Origin of the sequence: Staphylococcus equorum (assembly GCF_001747895.1) — a bacterium.
Classification (GTDB): Bacteria; Bacillota; Bacilli; order Staphylococcales; family Staphylococcaceae; genus Staphylococcus; species Staphylococcus equorum_A.
Genome location: NZ_LNNB01000003.1, coordinates 44,139 through 69,384 on the forward strand (window position 1 = coordinate 44,139; position 25,246 = coordinate 69,384).

The window sequence follows — 25,246 nt, forward strand, 5'->3', positions numbered from 1 at the left end:
GTTACTGGTTTACAGTTTCAAATGTTGCTTCTACACGTTCTTTTAATGCAATTTGTAAATGACTATGGTTGCCAAGTCGGTCACACAGTACAATGCCATGCTCTACTTGATAGTCATCTATAGTTGTTGCTATGTGACGTTCTAAAATACCTGTAAACCACAAATATGGAACTACAAATATTTGTGAATGTGCTTTATTGACTGCATCTTGAAGCGCTTCTTCAAATGAAGGCCCACACGCAGCCAAATAACACACTTCGATGTCTAAATGAATATTTTTATCTTGTAACTGCGCTTTGATTGTCGAGAGGTCATTTTGTGTTTGAGGATTATAACTCCCCCTGCCCACGATCAATACTTTCGCATCCATATTAGGTGTCATATGTGTTTCTTCAATTCTTTGATGTAGTATTTCAGTTAACCGGCGTTGTACCCCTAATGGTTTTCCATAAGAAACTTTGACATGTGGGTACATTTGCTGATTTCGTTGAATTTCTGTCGGTATATCTTTGAAATAATGTCCTGCGCTTAGTAAAAGTACGGGTATCACAGAAATTTCAGTTGCTCCTTTATTGACTAATCGCTGAAAGCCTTGTGACAAGTTAGGCTGTGTTAATTCTAAAAAGCATGTTTCTTGTAATGGCACATCGATTTGATTTTTAACTAATTCAATAAAGTTCACAGCTTCTGTAACAGCTTCATCTACTCTACTACCGTGGCTGACATATAAGACGCCTCGCATACTAAGACCTCCCTCTATTGATATGTTAAATTCGCAAGTGACGCTTCTGATTGTCCCGCTTCAAACCAACTGATATGTTCTCTTAATTTGACCACTTCGCCTACGACAATCATTGCTGGGTTTTCAATATCTTTGGCAACTTCCACAATGTTCATCAAGTTACCAACCACTGTCTTTTGATTCTCTGATGTACCAAGCTGAACCAAAGCAACCGGTGTATCAATGGGACGTCCATGTTTAATCAATAGTTCACTAATTTCTGGTAATTTTTTGACACCCATATAAATGCACAGTGTTTCTGGACCGAGAGCAAGATGTTTCCAATACGAATCTTTATCTATATTCTTATTAATCACACCTGTAACAAAGGCAACAGATGAACTATAATCTCTATGTGTAACGGGGATACCTGCATATGCAGGTGCTGCGATACCTGATGTAATACCTGGCACAATTTCAAATGGAATTTGATGTTCTGCTAAAATTTCTGCTTCTTCTCCACCTCTTCCAAAAATAAAAGGATCTCCACCTTTTAATCTTGTAATGGTTTGACCTTTTTTCGCAAAATTCACTAACAACTTATTCGTATCTTCTTGTGATAAAGAATGACGATAAGGGTCTTTCCCACAATACATAAACTTCGCTTGCGGCGATGCATGACTTAATAACTTTTTGTTTACTAGTCGATCATATAAAATGATGTCTGCTTGTTGAATCGCTTTTAATCCCTTTACTGTGATTAAATCAGGATCGCCTGGACCCGCGCCTACTAAAAATACTTTGCCCATCTTGACACCACCTTCTCAATTTATTAGCTATGAAATACTTGACCGTCCTTAACCTCGGCTACGATGCCTGCACGTATGACGAAATCACCAAAATGTTCACCCTCGTTTCTTTCTTTCGCATATTGGATTAATATAGGTCTCAAGCTTTCTAAAATCTCAGCTTCTGCTATATTTTCTTTGAAAATTTTATTTAATCGATCGCCTGTAAAGCCGCCACCCAAGTACATGTTATATTTTCCTGGGCCCTTACCTATAAATGCAATTTCTGCTAATGCAGGTCTGGCACATCCGTTAGGGCAACCTGTCATTCGAATCGTAATTTCTTCGTCGTTTAATCCTGCTTCATCTAATAATTCTTCGATTTTTCCAATAAGTGATGGTAAATAACGTTCGGATTCAGCCATCGCTAAACCACAAGTCGGAAAAGCAACACATGCCATAGAATTTCGTCTTAATCCTGTATAATGTTCGCCATCTGTTAGACTATATTCTGAGATGATTTTTTCTATCTTTGGCTTATCACTGTCAGAAACATGCGCAATAACTAAATTTTGGTTAGGAGTTAGTCTAAAATCACCTTTATGAATTTGAGCAATTTCTCTTAACGCTGTTTTTAATTTATAGTCATCCGTATCTTTGACCCGACCATTTTGTATAAATAGCGTGAAGTGCCACTTACCGCTGCCTTCTGTCCAACCATAGCGATCTCCATTATGGTCAAAATGATATGGTCGCTCACTTTCTAATTGCCATCCAAGACGTGCGTTTAATTCATTTTTAACCCACTCTACGCCTTTGCGATCTACTGTATATTTAAAACGTGCGTTCGTACGGTCTTCACGATTACCATGGTCTCGTTGAATCGTTAATATTTTTTCACAAACGTCCACAACTTCTGCTTTAGGAAAATAGCCAATCAGCCGACCTACTTGAGGATAGGTAGCTGTATTGCCATGTTTCATTCCCATGCCACCACCAATTGTTACATTGAAACCGACGAGTTCGTCTTGTTCTATAATGGCAATCAAACCAACATCTTGTGAATAAACATCGATATCATTTGAAGGTGGTACTGCAATACCAATCTTGAATTTACGTGGAAGATACGTTTTACCGTACATTGGCTCAGGTTCTGCATCACTCGTGTCTAATACTTTCTCACCATCTAACCAAATTTCATGATAGGCTTGCGTCTTCGGTGACAAGTGTCGACTAATATCATTCGCAATTTGATTAATTTCTCCATGTACATGAGACTGATAAGGATTCGGATTACACATCACATTACGATTCACATCACCACAAGCTGCTAAAGAATCTAGTAATGCCTGATTTATACTTTGCATAGAACTTTTTAAATTTTTCTTTAAAATGCCATGAAATTGAAATGCTTGTCTTGTCGTAAGTTTGATTGTTCCATTGGCATAAGTATTCGCAATATCGTCCATCGCAATCCACTGTTCAGCCGTTGAAGCACCGCCTGGCGCACGTACTCTGATCATGAAACTGTATGCCGGTTCTAATTTTTGCTTACGACGTTCATCTCTAATATCTCGGTCGTCCTGCATATAACTGCCATGAAACTTTAAAAGTTTTGTATCATCTTCTGTAATCGAACCAGTAATTCTATCTGCTAAACCTTCAACAATCGTGCCACGGAGATAATTACTATGCTCTTTGATACGTTCTAATTCATCGAGTTTGTCAGAAAAACTCACATTCGTTTCAGCCATACATCATCCCTACCTCTCTTTTAATAAACATCTCTTTGATAACGTTTTTCTTTTTTCATTTGTGTAAGATACGCTTCGGCATCTGTTTCAGACATGCCGCCTTCTTGTTCTAATACGTAGCGAATCGTTTCATGCACATCTTTAGCCATTTGTTTTTCATCACCACATATATATAATGCAGCGCCATTCATTATCCATTCGTAAAATGTTGCACTTTGTTCAGCAATACGATGTTGCACATAAATTTTTTCTTCTGAATCGCGTGAAAATGCTACATCTAATTTGCTTAATACATCATCTTTTAACCAAGTTTGCCATTCTGTTTGATATAAAAAATCTGTAGTAAAGTACTGTTCTCCGAAAAACAGCCATGTATTACCAGTTAATCCAAGTTCCTCTCGCTCTTGAAGATATGATCTAAATGGTGCAACTCCGGTACCTGGGCCAATCATTATTACAGGTATTTCTTCGTTAAATGGAAATTTAAAATTAGGATTCTTCTTCAAATAAATTGGTATACTATCTCCGGGTTGTAAGCGTTCGGCTAATTGTACGGAACAAACACCATCACGTTCACGTTCGTGAGCCTCATACCTTACTGCACCGACTGTAATATGCACTTCATCTGGATTTGCTTGAAAACTACTTGCGATAGAATACTCTCGCGGTGGTAACTTTCTTAACAATTGATGTAATGACTGTGAATTAAATTGACTCGGTGGAAAATCTGTTAATAAATCGATTAAATCTCGACCTTCTATGTAACTTTGTATCCATAACGTATCCTCTACTTGCTCGGTTAATGTCGTATTTTCAAATAACGTTGAGGCTTTTAGCACTAAGTTCTTTGTTAATTTAGTAATTTCAAAATGATCTCGTAATGCTTCTTCGAGCGTGAGCTTGTCACCATTCGAATTAATAGCAATTTCGTCTTGAGCATGCCAACCTAAAGTTTCAATAAGTAATGCCACAATATTCGGATTATTTTGTGGCACTACGACTAAGCAATCACCTGGTTCATATGTCTCACCATAGTCATCTAGTAAAAACTCAATATGCCTTACTTCCTTGTTAGATCCTCGGCCATTCAAATTAATGTTTTCCAATACTTCTGCTTCATATGGATTCGACTTGGAATAACGCTTTTCTTTTGTAGCCTGTGCTGTTTCTGCTAGTATTACTGATTCTTTATGACTCGATGATTGGTTGAGTTGTTGAATATTTTCATTCATCCAGGCTTCCGCTTGCTCATCAAAATCTAAATCACAATCACGTCTCGCTACTAAACGTTCGCCGCCTAATTCTAAAAATCTAGCATCAAAGTCTTTCCCTGTTTGGCAAAAGAACTCATATGATTCATCTCCAAGGGCAAGTACTGAATAACGTACACCTTCTAATTTAGGCGCTTTTCTGCCATGTAAAAATTCATGAAATGTAAGTGCATTATCTGGTGGATCGCCTTCACCATGCGTAGCTGAAATCACAAATAAATCTTCTACTTTTTTCAAGTCTTTAGGTTTAAACTCGTCCATTGCAGTCAGTTTCACAGTGTAGTTATGTTCTACTAATCGATCTGCAAAAATTTCTGCTAAACTTTGCGCATTACCAGTTTCTGAGCCATAAAGTATTGTTATATTTCTATCAACATTGTCTTCTGACTCACTATTTAATACATATTCTGCTACTTGCTGTGGGGCTTCAGCATCACTGACTAAAGTGTTTTGATATGCTGAAAGATAACCACTCAACCAAACTTTTTGTTCTGTGGTTAAAATGCTAACAACCTGATTGAGTTGGTCTGCTTGATGCTCATTAAATGGACTATTTGATACAGATAAATTCACCGCAAGTTCACCTCTTTTTTGTTTTTATGGGAGTGGGACAGAAATCTAATTTTTCTAATAAGATTTCGTTGTATGAGCCCAGACCGGCAAGGATGACTAGAAAATGAAATACAAGGGCTGAAGCTCCTGCATAAGCATATTTTCAATTCAGTCAGCTATTGCCAATTTAATAATTGAGTTTGAGATATATATTCATGTCCTAAGCTCATGTCTGAAAAACAGCTCTATATCTTGCTCATAATATATTTATTGAATAAATTATGCTTTCATTCTATACATATCCGATGTGTATACTAAGGATTAATAGTAAAAAAAGAATCTTAATCTAAATTATGGTTTTTCAGTAGTATGAAGACCACATTCTGTCTTGTTAGAATTACTCCATCTACCTTCCCTTGAGTCTCCGGAAGTTGAAACTGCTGATGTACAAGGTATGCAGCCAATACTCGGAAAATTAAAATCATGTAGTTCGTTATAATGTAAATCATGTTTTTTAATATAATGCCATACATCATCCCAGGTCCAATGAATAAGCGGGCACACTTTTACTGATTTAAATCTTTCATCTTTGTTTACATAATTTGTAAATTGACGACTTGGCGATTGTTCTCTACGCAATCCTGAAACCCAAGCTGTAGCACCTGATAGCACTTCTTCCAGTGGCTTAATTTTACGTATGTAACAACATTGATTAGGATCATTTTTCCAAAGTGCAGAATTGAATTGCTCTGACTGTTCATCTAGTGTTAATTCTGGCTTTTTAAGCTTGATATTCAGTTCTGGATAACGCGTTTTGACTCTATCGATTAAATCATAGGTTTGTTGAAAATGAAGATCTGTATCTAAAAATACGATTTCAGCATTTTTTCTAACACTATAAATCAAATCAATTAAAATCATGCCTTCCGCACCAAAGCTACATGCATAAACAATCGAATCACCATACGTTTCATATGCCCATGCGATAACCTGACGTGCACCTTTAGTTTCATCTGAAATATCTAAGTCACTAAAAGCGTCGGTTTTAAAGTGCTCATATGTTATTTTTTCCTCTGACATTAATGGGTTCATCCCCTTTTCTTTAATGTGCTGTGTTTAAAATTCATATCATTTTTAGTCTTTAGAATTATTCGAAAATAATTATGATACATACTTTACTCATTGTAATTTTTTATGTCAAGCGTACTTTTAAACTATAGTTTCTATTAAAAACAGTATAATTTCGTGAAATGTAAGCGCTTAACATAGCGTGTTCAAAATGTTTTTGATAATTATTTTTAAATAATAATTATAATAATGTAATTTTCATTAACAACGTTGTAAAACACGTTACATCAACATTTCTTATTTTTTAAAAATATTTTTCTTATTTTAATTTTTATAAGATCATAATTTATTTTTAATCAAATGACAAAAACGCCAATAACAATTAAATGTCATTGGCGCTAGTTCATAAAATAAATTCAATTTTATCTAATAATTATGCTGAAAAACTAAGTCTTGGAATAAATGTTTCGAAATGAATATTATCCATTGGCACGCCAATTGTTTGTAATTCAGAAATCATTGCTTTTAAGAATGAATCGCCACCACAAATATAAATTTCTGTTTCATTATCTACATATTGTTGTAGTTGTGCTACTTCAATAAAGCCGTCTTCATCACGGAAATGTGTGTCAAAACGTGCAAATGAAGCGCGATCAGAAATATCGTTTAATTTGTTTTCAAAAGCGACATTTTGCGCATTAGATGTTGATTGTAAGAATGTTGACTCTAAACCTGCGTCGACCGCTTCTTTATACATAGAGACAAGTGGCGTAACGCCCACACCTGAACCTAAGAATAATTGTTTATTTTCTTTATTCGCTAAAGCAAAACCACCTACTGGCGCAGATAAGCTTAACGTATCTCCAACTGACACTTCATCGTGTAGAATTGTTGATACTTCACCTTCATGCGCTTCAGTAACATCTTTTCTAACTCCAAATGTTAAGAAGTCTTTACCACCATCAACGATAGAGTAATGTCTCTTAGCTTGGTAAGGTAGTTTTTCACTCGTAATATCTACAGTAATATATTGACCAGGAACAAATTGACTTAAATCAATATCCTCTGATTGAATTGTAAATGCTTTAATAATCTCAGTTTCTTCAGTGATTTCAGTAACTTCAAATGGTTTGAAACCATCCCAAGCCATATTGCTGTAAACTTCTTTTTCTAAACCGATAAACGCATCAGCAATTTCTCCATAAGCTTTAATCCATGTTTGGATAATTGGATCTTCATCTTCAAGACCAGTCACTTCTTCAATCGCCCATATTAAATTTTCACCAACAATTGGGTAATGTTCGGGTTTAACTTGTAATGCACAGTGTTTGTATACAACAGGCATAATCGCTGGAACAATCGGTGACAAATCTTCGATGTTTTCAGCTGCTGCTAATACAGCCATTGCAAGTGCTGAAGATTGTAATCCTCTTTTTTGGTTAGTTTGATTAAATACATTTTTTAATTCTGGATGTTGTTCAAAGAGTCTCTTATAAAAAATTGATGTAATCGTTTGTCCTTTATCTTTTAGTAATGGCACTGTTTCTTTAATTGTTTGTATCTCTTCTTGAGTTAACATATTGGCCCTCCTAATATTTTGTATATATCCATTATTATACGAACTTCAATTACTTACAATAAATTGAAACTTATTTCACACAACATTCACATTCTATATTCATAAATTTGTAATTATTTTCCGTTTTTTAAAAATAAACAAATGCGCATAACATGAATTTAAAACTTATACTACTCAAAAACTTATATTTTAAACTAATAAATTCTCCTTTAAAATATGTTATCAATTGAATTTACTTTTTTTCAAGATTAGTATATGTAATGGATACAAAAGACAAGTAGGAGGCTTTACTTTGAAATTTTCAAAAATAGTAAATGCAATGATTTTGGATATGGAAGATAATGAACCATTTTTAGGCACGCTAATATTAAATGACGGTGTCATCTCTGACATTGTGCCACAAGAAGATATCGTAGAAGATGACAGTGCGCTAGACTTGGAACAACAATGGATTACACCTGGTTTTATAGATACGCACAGTCATCCGACAGGCTATGGTTCAACAAAATTAATGGTAGATTGTGCTGCTTCTGACATTCTAAACATCACAGACTTAATTAATAAATTTAATGACAATAAGCATAGCTTAACTAACAGCGGTTGGTTGATAGGTTACGGTTATAATGAAAAAGCTTTAACCGAACAACGTCATCCTAATCGCTTTGACTTAGACCAAATTTCTCAGGATACTGCAATTGCGATTATGCATTACTCTGGTCATATGGCTACTGTAAATACCAAGGCACTTGAAGTTATGGGTGTTAACCTAACAGACGATAATCCAGAAGGTGGTTATTACCAACGAGATTCAGAAGGCTATGTCAACGGTGTGCTTATTGAATTGCCAGCTACTGTTAAATTAAGAGCAGCACTACCTAAATCTACAGCAGATAGTTTCGCTTATAGTATGAATTTAGCAATTGATGATTATGTAAAAAATGGTATAACGAATACGTCTGATTTACTCATCGGCGGTAATGGCTACACAGACTATGAAGGCATATTAACATTTTTAAACGCACCTCAACGTATCCGCACACGCTGGGTGATTACGCATGAATTATTGGAAAAACATCCTGAATTTAAAGACGTCCATGCCGAAACACTTGATCGTACTTTTCAACAGCAAAGTGATCGTATGAGTCATTTAGGCGGCGTAAAATTCTTTAATGACGGATCTATTCAATTACAAACTGCTTCTATAAGAGGTACTTACTTAGATGGCGCAACACCACCTGAACCTTTAATGTCACAAGATGTGATGACAGAAAAATTCAAACATTTTCAGCAATTAGGCTTTAATATTATTACCCACGCAAATGGTGATTATGCAGCCCAAACTGTGATAGAAGCTTATAAGGATACAGCAGCGTATAAAACAAACGCTTTGCGCAATAGAGTTGAACATTTACAAACAGTAACGCGTTCAGATATTAAAGAAATGGCAGCGCATGATATTGGAGGTTCTTTCTTTATTAATCATGTGTATTATTTTGGTGACTTACACCGTGATGTCTTTTTAGGCAGCGATAAAGCGCAAAATTTAGACCCAGTTAAATGGGCAGAAGATGAAAACATGGTGTTTACTTTGCATACGGATGCGCCAGTGACACCAATTTCTCCTTTAGAATCTATTCAGATTGCTGTTGAAAGAAAAACTAAAAACGGTGAGATACTTGGTGCCCACCAACGTTTATCTCGCAGCTCCGCATATAAAAAGATGACTGCAGATGCAGCGCGTTTAAATCATACAGAAGACTACGAAGGTACAATTAAAGTTGGACATGTTGCAGACTTTGTCATACTGAATCGTAATCCTCTCGAGGAAGATGTAACACTCGATAACAACTTAATTGAAGCAACGATTTGTAACGGTAAATTAGTCTATAAAAAATAGCAGCGCCCTATGGATGATGTGTATTGTTTGAAAGACTCCTTATGAGAATGGCATCCATCTCAATACCACAGTCTCAAACCATATCCACGGAAAGCGCGCACTACAATACGAAACATTGATATAAAAAAGGGCATGTTGAACTCAAAATTCAACATGTCCTTTTTTAGTGATGCTATATTTAACATTTATCAAAATGTTGACGAGTCGCATGAGGAACCAGCACGAGCCAAAGACTGCAAGCTGAGTCAGTGTCCTAGGCAAATCAGTCTAAAATTACAGTGTTTTATTCCTCACATATGAAGTAAGTTAATCATTATTATATTTCTCATTTAATTGATGGATTAATCTTTTAAATTCAGCTTCTGATTTAAATTCAAAAGTGATGTTTCCTTTTTTATTATGTGTAGAAATAGAAACGGTTGAACCATATTGTTCTTTAAGTTGTCTTTCTTGTTGTTGAATAAACTTAGGTTTTGAAGCTGCTTTCTGTGTTTTCGTCTTTGTATTTTTTTCATTATAATTCTCATTTACGTATTGCTCTAAATAACGAACACTCCAAGACTCCCGGGAGACTTGCTTGGCGATTTGACGCATTTTTTGTACATCTTTTACAATTAATAAGGTACGTCCATGCGCACCAGATAGTGTACCTTCTCTTATCATATTCGATACGTCTTTAGGTAATTGTAGTAAGCGTAGCATGTTCGCAATATAAGGTCTAGATTTACTTAAACGCTCTGCAACTTCTTGTTGGGTTAGCTTTAAATCATCCATTAATTGACGATAGCTTTCTGCTTCTTCAATGACATTGAGATCTTCGCGTTGTAAATTCTCAATAATGGCAAGTTCCATCATATCTTCATCAGTTAGTGCTTTAACAATTGCGGGCACTTCTGTTAACCCTGCTATTTTTGCCGCTCGGTAACGTCGTTCACCTACTACAATGTGATAACCCGTAATAGTCTTTCTTAATACGATAGGTTGTAAAATACCGTGAAGTTTAATCGATTTTGCTAAGTCATTTAAACGTTCCTCATCAAATGTTTTACGTGGTTGATAAGGGTTCGCTTTAATAGTCGTTACTTTAACTTGTTGAATTTGAGCATCTTCTTCTAATTGTAATCTATGATCTTTTGAATTTTCGATTATCATACACCTACTTTCCTCATCCAATATCTCTTTACGTATTTAATATATTCACAGTATATCATCACTCTCATGACAGTAAATATACATGGAAAATAATTTGTTTAATCTAAATTTTCAGATAAGTTGTTGACAAAAAGTATTTTGGTGTGTAATCTAAGGTATATCAAATACGAATTGCACATACGAAACACAGTAATAGGGAAAGTAAAACTTACACTGCTGACACAGAGAGTCTTTGTTCGCTGAAAGAAGACACGGAAAGAAAGTTTGAAAATGGCCTTTGAGTGTTGATACCAATATGAGGTGTCAACGGGATCGCCCGTTATAGCGATACAGTATTAACATTTTGTTAAATGGCGTACTGGATTAAATCCACGCGTCGTATATTTCGTTAATACTCATTTTATTCATATAAGATGAGTTTTTTAATTTCAACGAAGATACGATGTCACTATTCAGTCTCTGTTGCCTATTCAACAATTTGGCGTACTGGATAAGGTTACTTTAGTGATAGAGTAACAAACAAAGGTGGTACCGCGAGCTAAGCTTTCGTCCTTTATATCCGATTATTCGGGTGTAAAGGACGGAAGCTTTTTTTATTTTTAAAAGGAGGTTATCTATTATGAAAAATACTGAACTGGCACAAATTGCTTTGTCACAAGATCATACAGGCGCAGTTGCAAATCCAATATATTTATCAACAGCATACCAACACCCTCACTTAGGCGAATCAACTGGTTACGACTATACAAGAACGAAAAATCCAACTCGTTCAGCATTTGAGGAAGCTTTTGCAAAACTAGAACGAGGTACTGCTTCATTTGCAACTTCAAGTGGTATGTCAGCCATTCAACTTATTTGTAACTTATTCAAAACTGGTGACGAAATATTAGTATCTTTCGATTTATATGGTGGCACATTTAGACTTTTTGATTTTTACGAGCAACAGTATGGTATTCATTTCAAATATGTAGACTTCCTTAATTATGAAGAAGTAGAACAAAGTATTACTGAAAATACAAAAGCACTATTTATAGAACCAATTTCTAATCCACAAATGATAGATGTTGATATTGATCCGTACTATATCTTAAGTAAAAAATTCAATTTACTAACAATTATAGATAATACATTTTTAACACCTTATCTTTCAACGCCACTCGAGGATGGTGCAGACATCGTCTTACATTCTGCTACAAAATATATAGGTGGTCATAACGATGTACTTGCTGGTGTTGTTACAGTGAATGACGATGCGCTAGCAGAACAATTAGCACAGTTACACAATATGATTGGTGCTACACTATCACCTTTCGATAGTTATTTACTACAACGTGGTTTAAAAACACTACACATCAGAATGGATCGTTCAGAATATAACGCTAAACTACTCGCAGAACGATGTAGTAACTTAGACGCAATTGATAAAGTACTTTATAGCGGACGCACTGGCATGTTGAGCTTACGTTTAAACAAAGCTTATAAAGCTGATAAATTCTTAGAACATTTAAAAGTTTGTTTATTCGCCGAAAGTCTCGGCGGTACTGAAACATTCATAACATTTCCATATACCCAAACCCATGTAGATATGCCAGATGAGGAAAAAGACAAACGCGGCATTGATGAACATTTACTTAGACTATCTATCGGAATTGAAAATTATGAAGATATTGAGAAAGATATCATACAAGCATTACAAAAATCTAACCAAGGAGTGATTTCATGAGTTTATCAAAAGAGACAGAAGTAATATTCGATGCACATAGAGGTACTGATTATGATTCGGCGAACCCTCCTTTATATGATTCTTCTACGTTTCATCAAAAAGTGTTAGGTGGTAATGCAAAATACGACTACGCACGAAGTGGTAATCCTAATAGAGCATTATTAGAAGAAAAATTAGCCAAACTAGAAGGTGGTAGTCATGCATTTGCTTATGCTTCAGGTATCGCCGCAATTTCAGCAGTATTGCTTACGTTAAATGCTGGTGATCACGTTGTCCTACCTGATGATGTTTATGGTGGCACATTCAGACTAACTGAACAGATATTAACACGTTTTAACATTCAATTTTCAACAGTAGATACGACAAACTTAAATGAGATAGAAGATGCGATACAAGACAACACAAAACTAATTTATGTGGAAACACCATCTAATCCATTATTCAAAATTACAGATATTAAAGGTGTAGCGCACATCGCCAAGCAACATCAACTCTTACTCGCAGTGGATAACACATTTATGACACCACTTGGTCAATCACCATTAGCACTTGGTGCAGATATCGTTGTTCATAGTGCAACGAAGTTCTTAAGTGGTCATAGCGACATTATTGCCGGTGTAGCGATTACCAATAATCAAAACGTAGCAGATGCACTTTATTTATTACAAAATGGCACAGGCACAGCATTATCCGCCCACGATAGCTGGACTTTAGCCAAACATTTAAAAACGTTGCCAGTGAGATTCAATCAATCTGTGGAAAATGCGCAACAACTTTATGAATTCTTAGCTCAGCGCGATGAAATTGCTGAAGTATATTACCCGGGAAATGACGACTTACATTTATCACAAGCACGTCATGGCGGTGCAGTATTAGGATTTAGATTGAAAGACGAAACCAAAGCACAAGCATTTGTAGACGCATTATCATTACCACTCGTATCTGTAAGTTTAGGTGGCGTAGAAACAATCCTTTCGCACCCAGCTACAATGTCACACGCAGCAGTACCTAAAGAAGTACGCGAAGAACGTAACATTACATTTGGATTATTTAGATTAAGTGTTGGTTTAGAATCTGCAGATGAATTAATTTCAGATTTAAATTACGCAATTAAGGAGGCTTTCAATGAGTCAACTCATCGACAAACTGAAGAACAACATATTAGTAGCTGACGGCGCTATCGGCACAATTCTTTACTCTGAAGGCCTAGATACTTGTCCCGAAGCTTACAACTTAACACATCCTGAGAAAGTAGCACATATCCATCGTTCTTATATTGAAGCTGGCGCTGATATTATACAGACCAATACGTATGGCGCAAATTTTGAAAAGTTAAAAGACTTTGGCTTAGAACATAAAGTGAAAGAAATTCATCAATCTGCTGTAAAAATCGCAAAAGAAGCTGCAAAAGATGACACATTCATATTAGGTACTGTTGGAGGATTTAGAGGTGTTAAACAAGAAGATTTAGGTCTATCTGCGATTCAATATCATACAGAAATTCAAGTGGATACTTTAGTAGAATCTGGCGTAGATGGTTTACTCTTTGAAACTTATTACGATTTAGAAGAACTTACAAATATTATAAAAGCGACAAAACGTAAACACGATATACCGATTATTGCACAACTCACTGCTTTGAATACAAATTATTTAAGAGATGGTACAGAGATTAATATCGCATTACAACAAGTAGCAGCAAGTGGCGCTGATATTGTGGGATTGAATTGTCATCATGGCCCCCACCATATGCAACAGTCATTCTCACATATTGAATTACCAGAAGGCGCATACTTATCGTGCTATCCGAACGCAAGTTTGCTTGATATCGAAAATAGCCAATTCAAATACAGCGATAACGCCGAGTATTTTGGTAATGTAGCACAGAAACTTATTAACGAAGGCGTTCGCGTCATTGGCGGTTGTTGTGGTACAACACCTGAGCATATTCAGTTCATTAAATCATCCATAGCTAATTTAAAACCCGTAGCAGATAAAAATGTCATACCGATCACAAAATATACAAGTACTTCATCTAAAAAAACACAATCTCAGAGCCTAACATCAAAGGTAAAGCAACGACCGACGATTATAGTTGAATTAGATACACCGAAGCACTTAGACACAGACACATTTTTCAGAAATATCAAAAAACTTGATGATGCCCATATCGATGCGGTCACATTAGCAGACAATTCTTTAGCAACCGTAAGAATTAGTAATGTCGCTGCAGCAAGCATTATTAAACAACAATACGATATCGAACCATTAGTGCACATCACTTGTCGCGATCGCAACCTTATCGGATTGCAATCACACTTATTAGGGTTATCACTACTAGACATCAATGAAATATTAACTATTACAGGTGACCCTTCTAAGATAGGCAACTTACCAGGTGCCACGAATGTATACGATGTAAACTCCAAAGGTTTAACCGAAATTGCATTACGTTTCAACCAAGGTATCAACACAGATGGTGATGCGCTGAAGACAAAGACAAACTTCAACATCGCAGGTGCCTTTGATCCAAATGTAAGAAAATTAGACGGTGCAGTAAAACGCTTAGAGAAAAAATTAGAAAGCGGTACGCATTACTTTATTACACAACCGGTTTATAGCACTGAAAAAATTAAAGAAGTCTATGAAGCAACCAAACATTTAGATGTTCCCTTCTTTATCGGGGTTATGCCAGTGACAAGTTATAATAACGCAATATTTTTACACAACGAAGTACCTGGCATTAAATTATCAGAAGAAGTGTTAGAACAATTTGAAGCCGTTAAAGATGATAAAACAAAAACAAAAGAATTAAGCTTGAAACTATCCAAAGAACTGATTGACACAGTACATGAATATTTTAATGGCTTGTATTTAATTACACCATTCCAAAAAGTAGATTACACATTAGAACTTGCAGCTTATTCAAAATCAATTACTTCAACTAAACAGGAGGCAATATTATGACTATTAAAACATCAAACTTAGGTTTTCCAAGATTAGGTAGAAAAAGAGAGTGGAAAAAAGCAATCGAAGGTTACTGGTCTAAAAAATTAGATTTAGATACATTACACCAGCAATTAACAGATTTGCATAAAGAAAATTTATTACTACAAAAAAATTACAATTTATCAAGTATTCCTGTCGGTGATTTTTCACTTTATGATCATATTCTTGATACGTCTTTACTCTTCAATATTATTCCTGAACGTTTCCAAGGTAGAGACATAGATGATGATTTATTATTCGATATTGCTAGAGGTAATAAAGAACATGTTGCAAGTGCCCTAATCAAATGGTTCAACACAAACTATCACTATATCGTTCCAGAATGGGATCATGCAGAACCGAAACTTAATCACAATGTATTATTAGAACGCTTTAACTATGCAAAATCTTTAAACGTAAATGCACATCCAGTCATTGTAGGTCCAATTACATTTGTTAAATTATCTAAAGGCGGCGACCAATCTTTCGAAGAAAAAGTAAACACACTACTACCTTTATATAAAGAAGTTCTACAATCATTAAAAGATGCTGGGGCTGAATATATTCAAATCGACGAACCTGCATTAGTGACAGATGATAGTGCAGATTATGAAAGTATTACACAAGCAGCATATGCGTATTTCGCTGATGCTGGTTTAGAAAATCATATCGTGATACAAACTTATTTCGAACGCGTTAATTTAAAGTTTTTAAACAGCCTACCAGTTAAAGGGCTCGGCCTAGATTTCGTTCATGACCATAACTTTAACCTTGAACAAATTAAAGCTGGCGATTTTGATAAAAACAAAACACTTTATGCAGGTATTATCGATGGCCGTAATGTTTGGGCTGCCGACATTGAAGCTAAAAAAGAACTCATCGACACTTTACAAAATTACACAAATGACCTTGTTATTCAACCATCAGCGTCGCTATTACACGTTCCTGTATCATTAGATGATGAAACACTTGAAGATTCAATTGCCGAGGGTTTAAGCTTCGCTACTGAAAAATTAGACGAATTAGATGCTTTGAGACGCCTATTTAATGACAATGATGCTGAAAAATATGATGAATTAAAAGCACGCTATAATCGTTTCCAAAACCAATCATTTAAAAATCTTGAATATGATTTTGATAGCGTGCGCACTTCAAGACAATCTGCTTTTAAAGTACGTAAACAAGCACAAGACAAACGTCTTAATTTACCAGATTTACCAACGACAACAATCGGTTCATTTCCACAATCTCAAGAAGTACGTAAATACCGTGCAAATTGGAAAAATGACCGCATCTCAGATGAAGATTACCAATCATTCTTAAAAAATGAGATTTCACGTTGGATTAAAATTCAAGAAGATATTGGTTTAGACGTCTTAGTCCATGGTGAATTTGAACGTAATGATATGGTTGAATTCTTTGGTGAAAAACTACAAGGTTTCTTAGTAACTAAATTCGGCTGGGTACAATCATACGGATCGCGTGCGGTGAAACCACCTATCATTTATGGCGATGTGAAATGGGCTGAACCTCTTACAGTGAAAGAAACGCTATATGCACAAAGTTTAACAGACAAGCCTGTAAAAGGTATGCTCACTGGACCTGTCACAATTCTGAACTGGTCATTTGAACGCGTAGACTTACCGCGTGAAGAAGTACAAGATCAAATTGCACTCGCTATTAATGAAGAAGTATTGGCACTTGAAAATGAAGGCATTCAAATTATTCAAGTAGACGAACCTGCTTTAAGAGAAGGTTTACCGCTTCGTTCAGAATATCACGAAGACTATTTAAACAAATCTGTACATTCTTTTAAACTTGCAACATCTTCCGTGGCTGATGAAACGCAAATTCATACGCATATGTGCTATTCGCAATTTGGACAAATCATACATGCAATCTACGACTTAGATGCAGACGTGATTTCTATTGAAACATCTCGTAGCCATGGTGACTTGATTAAAGACTTCGAAGATATTACTTACGATTTAGGTATTGGTTTAGGGGTATATGATATTCATAGTCCACGTATTCCGACTGAATCAGAAGTTACAGAAGCAATCCACCGTGCCTTACAAGAAATTGACCGTTCGCTATTCTGGGTCAATCCAGATTGCGGCTTGAAGACACGTAAAGAAGATGAAGTAAAAGAAGCATTAAGTGTCTTAGTAAATGCCGTTGATAAGTTACGAAAATCAACAAACACAGCAACAGTATAACGATTAAAAATGGTGGTGATACACATGAGTTATCCATTATGGGAACAATTAGAGCAATTAAAATCATCAAAGTGGGTCGATTTGACCCACACATTTGATGAAACCATTCCATGTTTTAGCGAATTTGAACGCGCTAAAGTTTCTACCCTGTTTAACGTAGCAGACGATGGCTTTTATGTTCAAAATTGGAATATAGTAAGTCAGTACGGCACACATATCGATGCACCTATTCATTTTGTGGAAAACACACGCTATTTACATGAATTAGATTTAAAAGAACTCGCTCTACCACTTGTAGTTTTAGATTTTTCACAAGAAGTAGCAGCGCATGCAGATTTTATCTTAACTCGCACACATATCAAACAATGGGAAGCAACGCATGGAACAATAGAACCTGGTACATTTGTCGCTTTACGCAGTGATTGGTCGAAACGTTGGCCAGACATCGAACAGTTCGAGAATAAAGACAGCAATGGCGACCTTCATTTACCTGGTTGGGGCCTCGATGCTTTAAAATACTTACTCGAAGAACGACAAGTCAAAGCCATTGGTCACGAAACATTTGATACAGATGCTTCGATAGATGTAGCCAAAAATGGTGATATTGTTGGTGAACGTTACGTCCTAGCACAAGATACATTTCAAGTTGAATTGTTGACGAATTTAGATCAACTACCCACACGAGGCGCCATTATTTACACGATTAGCCCTAAACCTAAAGACGCGCCAGGATTTCCTGTACGCGCATTCGCTATTACACCCTAATGGCTAAATCTTTAAAATATCATTAGATATACACGAGCACCCCAAACTTAAAAGCCTAGCTATTATAATGTACAAAGATATTAAGAAATTGAGCCCTTCTGATATCTCAACATCTCCTTTTAAAACATATAAATTATACCCCCAAATCATTGCCTACCAAAAATGATTTGGGGGTATTTATATGTGCACCTTTAAAGTTCATCCGCTTAATGTGCATTTGTCACCACTTAGTTAGCAATACTGACCACTTAATTAAACTATATAGTATTTAATGCTCATATTTGTTTTACTTAACTTAACAGGAGGCGTTGCATATGAAGGTGAGAGTTAAATACAACAATGAATTATCAGAAGATGAAGTTATCATACAAGCTAACGAAAATGCAGAAAATTTGCCGGATATCGTGCAATACATCAAACAATTATCCAACCGAAAAACATTTACTGGGAAATATAATGATGAAATTCACTTTATAAAACAGCGAGATATTATATGTTTCAGGATGGAAAATAAAATACTAACTATATATACATCGAATCAACAATTTACGCTGAACGAAAGACTATATACCATCAAAAAACAATTAAGTTCAAACTTCCTACAAATATCTAAATCAGAAATCATCAATATCGATTATATCGACCATTTGAAACTCAATAAAAATGGAACTATAGAAATTCGCTTTTCAAATGATGACTTCACATATTCTTCCAGAAGATACTTATCTATAATAAAGGAGGCTTTAAAACTATGAAAAGGATAATACATGGGGCAACTATAGGCGTTTCCATAGGTACAATGATTTCGTTATTATTTTCTTTTATTTTTTCACATACGCAATTTATGCCCGTTTCTCCAATATCGACGATGGGACGATTTTACTATGAACACTTCACTGAGTTACAGATTATGCTGATATCCGTTCTAATTTGGGCATTCATCGGTGTCACATTTAGTTTTGGTGAACTAATATTTTCACATACCCGCCTCTCAATTTTTAAAAAGACGGTGATTCACTTTAGTGTCATGTTGATAGTCATGTTTCCTTTAGGCATATTAGCAGGTTGGTTTCCACTCCGAATCTCGGTCATCATCGTATTTATTCTCATATATACAATGATTTACTTTATTATTTGGTTTATTGAAAGTAGGAGAGCGCAAAGAGATGTAAATGAAATAAACCAAATCATTTCAGAGAATCAAAAACATTAATCCTATTTCAATTAATTAATAAAGTAATTCAATGATGTTATGATTTAAGGACATGATGTTTACGCAAACCTCATACAATAAAAAAACGAGGTGAATGATTTGCAACTTAATGAAAACAATACCCCTTTTAATAGAGAACAATTGGAACTTATAAATCAACTTCTGCCAACATTATCTTCAAGCCAGCAACAGTGGTTGGGTAGTTATTTGGTAAATCCTGAAGAACAAGATGATCATACGACGTCATCAGGAGCAACTGCTGATTCAATACCTGAATCAACAACGACGGCTGAACCTTTAGAAGTAAATATTCTATTTGGCACTGAAACAGGTAATGCTGAAGAAGTTGCCGAGCAATTTGAAGCAAAATTAAAGGAACACAATTTAAATGTTCATTTGTCGGAGATGGATGATTTTCCGCTAGATGAACTGACAAATATAGATTACTTGTTTATCATATGCTCTACACAAGGCGTGGGTGAGCCCCCAATCAATGCGATAGATTTCCATGAGTTTATGCACAGTGATAAAGCCCCACAATTAGATGGATTAAACTTCTCTGTACTCGCATTAGGAGATGAAAGCTACCCCGATTTTTGTCAGGCAGGAAGAGACTTTGATGAAATCTTTGGTAAACTTGATGGCCATCGATTAGCTGAAAGGGTAGATTGTGATTTTGATTTTGAAGAAGTAGCAGAACAATGGATCGCAGATATGCTAGAGCTATTGACCAACGTTTCGCCAAACACAGATTCAAATGATGTGATAGACGACGAAGTCACAATTGAAGAACCTCATGGTCAGTATTCCAAATCAAACCCATTTCAAGCTGAAGTGATACAAAATAATGTACTGACTGAAGCCAATGCAACACGCGAAGTCAGACATCTTGAATTGTCTCTTGGGGGTTATAACGAATCATATGAGCCTGGAGATAGTTTAGTAGTGATCCCTGAAAATGATCCTGCCCTTGTTGAACACTTTATCGATACTTTAGGCTGGGACGCTGAAACACTTGTTTATGTTGATAAAGATGAACAGCAACTAACATTAAAAGATGCATTGACACATCACTTTGAAATTTCAAAAATAACACCTGCATTAATGAGCAGTGCCGCTGAATTATTCAGTAACCCAATGTTAAATGCAAATGTTCAAAATAGTGATTGGATTCAAGATTATATTTATGGTCGAGATGTCATCGATTTGATTAAAGACTTTTCACCCGTATCACTTCAACCAAAAATGTTACCGCAATTATTAAGAAAGTTACCACCTAGAGAATATTCAATCGCAAGCAGTAACAACGTTAATCCAAATCGTGTACAAATCACAGTACGTGTCGTGAAATATGAAGCACATCGCCGTGAACGTCTAGGCGTTTGTTCCGTTCAACTTGCTGAACGTATACAACCTGGTGATCATATACCTGTTTATCTTAAAAAGAATCCAAACTTCAAATTTCCTTATGAAGAAACAACACCTGTCATTATGATTGGTGCTGGCACAGGCATTGCACCTTACAGAGCCTATCTACAAGAACGTGCACATTTAGATCTTAAAGGCTCACAATGGCTTATTTTTGGCAACCAAAATTATGATACAGACTTCCTTTATCAGAGTGATCTAGAGGGCTGGCTGAGTGACGGTGTACTCAGTAAATTAGATTTAGCTTTTTCAAGAGATACTGAAACTAAAATTTATGTCCAACATCGTATTGAAGATAATAGTGCTGAATTTTATAAATGGATGACAGCGGGCGCTACGATTTATCTATGTGGAAATAAAGATGAGATGGCTTCAGGTGTCCATCAAGCATTAGTGAATGTACTGATTAAACATGGTAATTACAGTCAAGATAGTGCAGAAGACTATTTAAGAGATTTAATTAAAAATCAACGTTATCAACGAGACGTTTATTAGTATGTATCAAGTATAACTAAGCACAGAACAATGATTTAATTCATATCAAAACCCCTTAAGCATTTATCTTACGCTTAAGGGGTTATTTATTACATATTCAAACTACGGTTATCTTACATATTCAAAAATACCAGCAGCGCCCATTCCAACGCCAATACACATCGTAACCATGCCGTATTTCGTATCTGGCTGTTTCTTCATTTCAGAAAGTAATCTTCCTACTAACATCGCGCCTGTTGCGCCAAGCGGATGCCCTAGCGAAATTGCACCGCCGTTAACATTCGTTTTCTCAATATCTAAACCTGTTTCTCTAATAGAGGCTAACGTTTGAGATGCAAATGCTTCGTTTAACTCAACTAAATCAATATCTTTAACATCCAAGTTTGCTAATTTCAATGCTTCTGGAATTGCATAAGCTGGACCAATACCCATTAATTTAGGATCTACGCCCACGGCTTTAAAGCCAACGAAGCGTGCAATTGGTTTCACGCCTAATTCTTTCACTTTTTCACCAGACATGACCACGACAAACCCTGAACCATCTGTTAAGGGGGCCGAGGAGCCTGCGGTCACTGTACCGTCAGCCTTAAACACTGTAGGTAATTTAGCTAAAGTTTCCTTATTTGTATCTGGTCTGATTAATTCATCGTCTTTAAATACTTCTTTCGAAACGACTGGACCATTTTGATCATAAGTGACTTTATTCACTTCAATCGGTATAATTTCGTCATCAAATTTACCTTCTTGTTGTGCTCTTGTAGCACGTTGATGACTCTGTACTGCATATGCATCCTGATCTTCTCTAGATACATTATAAGTTTCTGCTACCATTTCTGCAGTCAGTCCCATTGGATAAGAAACACCTGAATCTTCGTCCTGTAGAATTGGGTTATTCGTTGGTTCATTACCACCCATTGGTACTGCACTCATTAATTCAATACCGCCTGCTACAAGGATGTCTGCTTGATTCGCGTTAATCTGGTTTGCTGCATGTGCAATTGTTTGAAGTCCTGATGAACAGTAACGGTTGACCGTTTGTCCTGGTACTTCGTTTGGCATGCCTGCAAGTAATGCAATCGTTCTTGCAATGTTCTGTCCTTGCAAACCTTCTGGGAACGAATTACCGACGATAACGTCTTCTACCATGCTAGGATCAAATGAACCTCCAACTCTTTCTAATACACCTTTTAATACTTTTGCTGCCACTTCATCTGGTCTTTCGTGAGCCATCTCTCCATTCTTTGCCTTACCAGCTGCTGAACGTCCATAAGCTACAATATATGCATCTCGCATTAAAGTTCACCCTTTCTTTTTACTCTCAATTATTAATTGCGTAGTGGTTTTCCTTTTTCTAACATGTGTGAAATTCTGTCATACGTTTTTTTATTTTGTAAAAGTTCTAAAAATCTTTCTTTTTCAAGTGTCTGTAAATATCTTTGATTCACGTATGTGTTACGAGGAATGTCACCGCCTGCTAAAACTTCTGCCACTTTTAACGTAATTTCATAATCGTAGTCACTGATAAAGTTACCCATACGTTGTGCATCTAACTGACCTTCAGCTAATGCCTTAAAGTCTTTGCCTAAAGCAATGTATTGTGATTTTGGTGTAGGTACGTAATTTGTTTCTGATTCGTAACGTGCTCTATTTAATGCAACTTCGACACGTCTTTCAGTATTCAAAATTACAGTATCTGTCTCTCTTAAATAACCATATTTCACTGCTTCATATGCATTTGTTGAGACTTTTGCAAAACCAACTTGCATTAATATTTTAGTAATTGAATCTTGTTTATCATTATTTTTATGATTTGTGCGCAATACTCTATCCGTTAATTCTGCGAGTCCACCACCAGCTGGTAGTAACCCTACGCCTGTCTCGACAAGACCAATATAAGATTCACTTGCAGCAACCACAAATGGTGAATGAAGTACAAGTTCACAACCGCCACCTAACGCTCTGCCTTGAACTGCAGTAACAACTGGTTTCAACGCATGTTTCAGTCTAGTGAAAATATAATGTAGTTTTCCGACCATGTCACCTACTTCAGAGACCACTTTATTTTCTTCGTGTGCTTTTTTCATTTGATACAAATTCGCACCGACACTAAAGTTGTTGCCGCCTGCATAGATGATCATGCTACTGTAGTCTTCATCTTCTAATTTGTTAATAGATTCTAATAAATCATCAAGGAATCCGCCAGTAATCACATTGTTTTTACTTTGTAATTTTAATAGCAATTGATCTTTATGCGCTACTGATAAGTTAGAATCTGCTCTTTCCCAAATCTCTTGGTCAATATACTCTGCTACTGGTGTAACACGTTCAATCGATTCACCTTCACTATAGAATGCTTCATTGCGTTGCTCTATCCAATCTGGAAGTGATCCTAATTCTTCTTTCATGCGTGACTTCACACGTTCGAAGCCCATTAAGTCCCACAATTGGAATGGCCCTTGTTTCCAGTTAAAGCCCCATACTAAGGCGCGATCAATATCTTTAAAATCTGTTGCCGCTTTAGGTACATTAATCGCTGAATAATAGAAGTTATTTCTCAATGTTTCCCATAAAAATACGCCGGCATCATCTTGTGCATTAAAGATAACGTCTAAGTTAGAAGCCAAGTCTTTACTAAACTTACCTAAAATCTCTAATTGTGGTGGTTGCGGTGGCACATAATCATTTTGTTCTGAATCAAAGACGAAACGTTTTTTATCTACTTTTTTATAAAACCCTTGTTTCGTTTTATTACCTAATGCACCTTTTGCTGCTAATTTTTCCGAAAGTTTTACATCGTGGAAAAATGGTTGTTCATCTGGTACGTTTTGCATGCCTTTAATTACTGTCATAGCAATATCAAGACCAACTAAATCTGATAAACCATACGTTCCCATTTTTGGTCGTCCAATACTACGCCCAGTCAAAGCATCCACTTCTGTAATAGAAAAGTCTTGGTTTTCTGCTCTGTACATAATGTCATTCATCGTTTGTGTACCAACGCGGTTTGCCACAAACCCTGGGACATCATTTGCAACGATGACACCTTTACCTAATACGTCTTCTGCAAATGCTTGTACGCGTTCCACTACTGCTTCAGACGTTTTTTCATTTGGAATCACTTCGACTAACTTCATAATGCGTGGTGGATTAAAGAAATGCATTCCGAAAAATCGTGCTTTATCTTTTTCTTCAAATACATCTGCAATCGATTCAATTGGAATTCCTGATGTATTCGTTGCAAATATAGCGTCAGCTTTTGCTACTTTTTTTACTTTATCCCAAACTTGATGCTTAATATCTACTTCTTCTTTTACTGCTTCAATATAAATGTCCGCATCATCTTGCTCAACCAAATCTTCATTAAAGTTGCCATAAGATAAATTTGAGGCAAAGGCTAAATCAAATAGCTGTGGGCGCTTTGGATTTGTTATGATTTCATATGCTTTTTTGGAAATTTTATTAGGTTCATGCTCATCAATCACAATGTCTAATAATTTTACTTTTAAACCTGCGTTGACAAGGAGCGCAGCGATTTGACTACCCATCGTACCTGCACCTAACACAGTTGCTTTTCTAATCGTCATACTAAAACCTCCAAATTGTTTTTTCTATAGTTTCAATCGTTCATGCTTT

Annotated in this window: 18 protein-coding genes and 1 other annotated feature; of the genes, 9 read left to right on the forward strand and 9 right to left on the reverse strand. The window is 35.9% G+C overall.

Annotation, left to right across the window (positions count from 1 at the left end):
* Position 1: 1 nt before the first annotated feature.
* The 6 genes from AST02_RS00445 to AST02_RS00470 all read right to left on the reverse strand — a co-directional run bounded on the left by AST02_RS00445 (position 2) and on the right by AST02_RS00470 (position 7,733).
* Positions 2 to 742: a sirohydrochlorin chelatase gene (locus AST02_RS00445; protein WP_069814902.1), complete on the reverse strand. Its 741-nt coding sequence runs from the start codon at positions 740 to 742 to the stop codon at positions 2 to 4.
* 14 nt (positions 743 to 756) lie between these two features.
* Complete coding sequence (gene cobA / locus AST02_RS00450; RefSeq protein WP_069814904.1) at positions 757 to 1,530, reverse strand: uroporphyrinogen-III C-methyltransferase; 774 nt, start codon at positions 1,528 to 1,530, stop codon at positions 757 to 759.
* Between the two features lie 23 nt (positions 1,531 to 1,553).
* Positions 1,554 to 3,263 (reverse strand): assimilatory sulfite reductase (NADPH) hemoprotein subunit, encoded by a 1,710-nt coding sequence (gene cysI / locus AST02_RS00455; RefSeq protein WP_069814905.1) that lies wholly within the window; start codon positions 3,261 to 3,263, stop codon positions 1,554 to 1,556.
* Positions 3,264 to 3,283: 20 nt separating this feature from the next.
* Entirely contained in the window at positions 3,284 to 5,107 is a 1,824-nt protein-coding gene (locus AST02_RS00460; protein ID WP_069814907.1) for an assimilatory sulfite reductase (NADPH) flavoprotein subunit, read from the reverse strand.
* A gap of 330 nt (positions 5,108 to 5,437) precedes the next feature.
* Positions 5,438 to 6,166 carry a phosphoadenylyl-sulfate reductase gene (locus AST02_RS00465; protein ID WP_069814909.1) on the reverse strand — a complete coding sequence of 243 codons (729 nt, stop codon included), beginning with the start codon at positions 6,164 to 6,166 and terminating at the stop codon, positions 5,438 to 5,440.
* 421 nt (positions 6,167 to 6,587) lie between these two features.
* The gene (locus tag AST02_RS00470; protein ID WP_069814921.1) at positions 6,588 to 7,733 is read right to left on the reverse strand and encodes a globin domain-containing protein; all 1,146 of its coding nucleotides are present in this window, start codon (positions 7,731 to 7,733) and stop codon (positions 6,588 to 6,590) included.
* A 292-nt stretch (positions 7,734 to 8,025) separates the two neighbouring features.
* Between AST02_RS00470 and AST02_RS00475 the strand changes: the two genes are divergently transcribed.
* A complete protein-coding gene (locus AST02_RS00475) occupies positions 8,026 to 9,630 on the forward strand; it encodes an amidohydrolase (RefSeq protein ID WP_069814923.1) in 1,605 nt (534 codons plus the stop codon).
* Positions 9,631 to 9,936: 306 nt separating this feature from the next.
* On the opposite strand, the gene AST02_RS00480 is transcribed toward AST02_RS00475, so the two are convergent.
* On the reverse strand, positions 9,937 to 10,782 hold the full coding sequence (locus AST02_RS00480) for a ParB/RepB/Spo0J family partition protein (protein ID WP_069814925.1): 846 nt from the start codon (positions 10,780 to 10,782) through the stop codon (positions 9,937 to 9,939).
* Between the two features lie 180 nt (positions 10,783 to 10,962).
* Positions 10,963 to 11,339 (forward strand) — a binding site (T-box leader).
* A gap of 62 nt (positions 11,340 to 11,401) precedes the next feature.
* On the opposite strand from AST02_RS00480, the gene AST02_RS00485 reads away from it, so the two are divergent.
* The 8 genes from AST02_RS00485 to AST02_RS00520 all read left to right on the forward strand — a co-directional run bounded on the left by AST02_RS00485 (position 11,402) and on the right by AST02_RS00520 (position 21,613).
* Positions 11,402 to 12,505: a PLP-dependent transferase gene (locus AST02_RS00485; protein WP_069814927.1), complete on the forward strand. Its 1,104-nt coding sequence runs from the start codon at positions 11,402 to 11,404 to the stop codon at positions 12,503 to 12,505.
* On the forward strand, positions 12,502 to 13,677 hold the full coding sequence (metC, locus tag AST02_RS00490) for a cystathionine beta-lyase MetC (protein ID WP_069814929.1): 1,176 nt from the start codon (positions 12,502 to 12,504) through the stop codon (positions 13,675 to 13,677). Before AST02_RS00485 ends, metC begins: the two co-directional genes overlap by 4 nt.
* Positions 13,631 to 15,472 (forward strand): bifunctional homocysteine S-methyltransferase/methylenetetrahydrofolate reductase, encoded by a 1,842-nt coding sequence (locus AST02_RS00495; RefSeq protein WP_069814931.1) that lies wholly within the window; start codon positions 13,631 to 13,633, stop codon positions 15,470 to 15,472. The genes metC and AST02_RS00495 overlap by 47 nt, the downstream gene beginning before the upstream one ends.
* Positions 15,466 to 17,712 (forward strand): 5-methyltetrahydropteroyltriglutamate--homocysteine S-methyltransferase, encoded by a 2,247-nt coding sequence (gene metE / locus AST02_RS00500; protein WP_141714580.1) that lies wholly within the window; start codon positions 15,466 to 15,468, stop codon positions 17,710 to 17,712. The genes AST02_RS00495 and metE overlap by 7 nt, the downstream gene beginning before the upstream one ends.
* Positions 17,713 to 17,736: 24 nt before the next feature.
* The gene (locus tag AST02_RS00505) at positions 17,737 to 18,477 is read left to right on the forward strand and encodes a cyclase family protein (RefSeq protein ID WP_069814934.1); all 741 of its coding nucleotides are present in this window, start codon (positions 17,737 to 17,739) and stop codon (positions 18,475 to 18,477) included.
* A 314-nt stretch (positions 18,478 to 18,791) separates the two neighbouring features.
* The gene (locus tag AST02_RS00510; RefSeq protein ID WP_069814937.1) at positions 18,792 to 19,232 is read left to right on the forward strand and encodes a LytTR family DNA-binding domain-containing protein; all 441 of its coding nucleotides are present in this window, start codon (positions 18,792 to 18,794) and stop codon (positions 19,230 to 19,232) included.
* Complete coding sequence (locus AST02_RS00515; RefSeq protein WP_069814938.1) at positions 19,229 to 19,690, forward strand: DUF3021 domain-containing protein; 462 nt, start codon at positions 19,229 to 19,231, stop codon at positions 19,688 to 19,690. Before AST02_RS00510 ends, AST02_RS00515 begins: the two co-directional genes overlap by 4 nt.
* Before the next feature lie 99 nt (positions 19,691 to 19,789).
* The gene (locus tag AST02_RS00520) at positions 19,790 to 21,613 is read left to right on the forward strand and encodes an assimilatory sulfite reductase (NADPH) flavoprotein subunit (protein ID WP_069814940.1); all 1,824 of its coding nucleotides are present in this window, start codon (positions 19,790 to 19,792) and stop codon (positions 21,611 to 21,613) included.
* Positions 21,614 to 21,721: 108 nt separating this feature from the next.
* Here the strand turns inward: AST02_RS00520 and AST02_RS00525 are convergent, their stop codons facing one another.
* Together AST02_RS00525 and fadB are read right to left on the reverse strand one after the other, a co-directional pair.
* The gene (locus tag AST02_RS00525; protein ID WP_069814942.1) at positions 21,722 to 22,906 is read right to left on the reverse strand and encodes a thiolase family protein; all 1,185 of its coding nucleotides are present in this window, start codon (positions 22,904 to 22,906) and stop codon (positions 21,722 to 21,724) included.
* A 32-nt stretch (positions 22,907 to 22,938) separates the two neighbouring features.
* Positions 22,939 to 25,197: a 3-hydroxyacyl-CoA dehydrogenase/crotonase FadB gene (gene fadB, locus AST02_RS00530; protein WP_069814944.1), complete on the reverse strand. Its 2,259-nt coding sequence runs from the start codon at positions 25,195 to 25,197 to the stop codon at positions 22,939 to 22,941.
* Between the last annotated feature and the right edge of the window lie 49 nt (positions 25,198 to 25,246).

Excerpts from the sequence above, each read along its gene's own strand:
- AST02_RS00470 (WP_069814921.1), bottom strand. The coding sequence starts at position 7,733 with ATGTTAACTCAAGAAGAGATACAAACAATTAAAGAAACAGTGCCATTA.
- metC (WP_069814929.1), top strand. The coding sequence starts at position 12,502 with ATGAGTTTATCAAAAGAGACAGAAGTAATATTCGATGCACATAGAGGT.
- AST02_RS00515 (WP_069814938.1), top strand. The coding sequence starts at position 19,229 with ATGAAAAGGATAATACATGGGGCAACTATAGGCGTTTCCATAGGTACA.
- cysI (WP_069814905.1), bottom strand. The coding sequence starts at position 3,263 with ATGGCTGAAACGAATGTGAGTTTTTCTGACAAACTCGATGAATTAGAA.
- AST02_RS00510 (WP_069814937.1), top strand. The coding sequence starts at position 18,792 with ATGAAGGTGAGAGTTAAATACAACAATGAATTATCAGAAGATGAAGTT.
- AST02_RS00465 (WP_069814909.1), bottom strand. The coding sequence starts at position 6,166 with ATGTCAGAGGAAAAAATAACATATGAGCACTTTAAAACCGACGCTTTT.
- cobA (WP_069814904.1), bottom strand. The coding sequence starts at position 1,530 with ATGGGCAAAGTATTTTTAGTAGGCGCGGGTCCAGGCGATCCTGATTTA.
- AST02_RS00485 (WP_069814927.1), top strand. The coding sequence starts at position 11,402 with ATGAAAAATACTGAACTGGCACAAATTGCTTTGTCACAAGATCATACA.
- AST02_RS00495 (WP_069814931.1), top strand. The coding sequence starts at position 13,631 with ATGAGTCAACTCATCGACAAACTGAAGAACAACATATTAGTAGCTGAC.
- AST02_RS00480 (WP_069814925.1), bottom strand. The coding sequence starts at position 10,782 with ATGATAATCGAAAATTCAAAAGATCATAGATTACAATTAGAAGAAGAT.
- AST02_RS00525 (WP_069814942.1), bottom strand. The coding sequence starts at position 22,906 with ATGCGAGATGCATATATTGTAGCTTATGGACGTTCAGCAGCTGGTAAG.
- AST02_RS00445 (WP_069814902.1), bottom strand. The coding sequence starts at position 742 with ATGCGAGGCGTCTTATATGTCAGCCACGGTAGTAGAGTAGATGAAGCT.
- AST02_RS00505 (WP_069814934.1), top strand. The coding sequence starts at position 17,737 with ATGAGTTATCCATTATGGGAACAATTAGAGCAATTAAAATCATCAAAG.
- fadB (WP_069814944.1), bottom strand. The coding sequence starts at position 25,197 with ATGACGATTAGAAAAGCAACTGTGTTAGGTGCAGGTACGATGGGTAGT.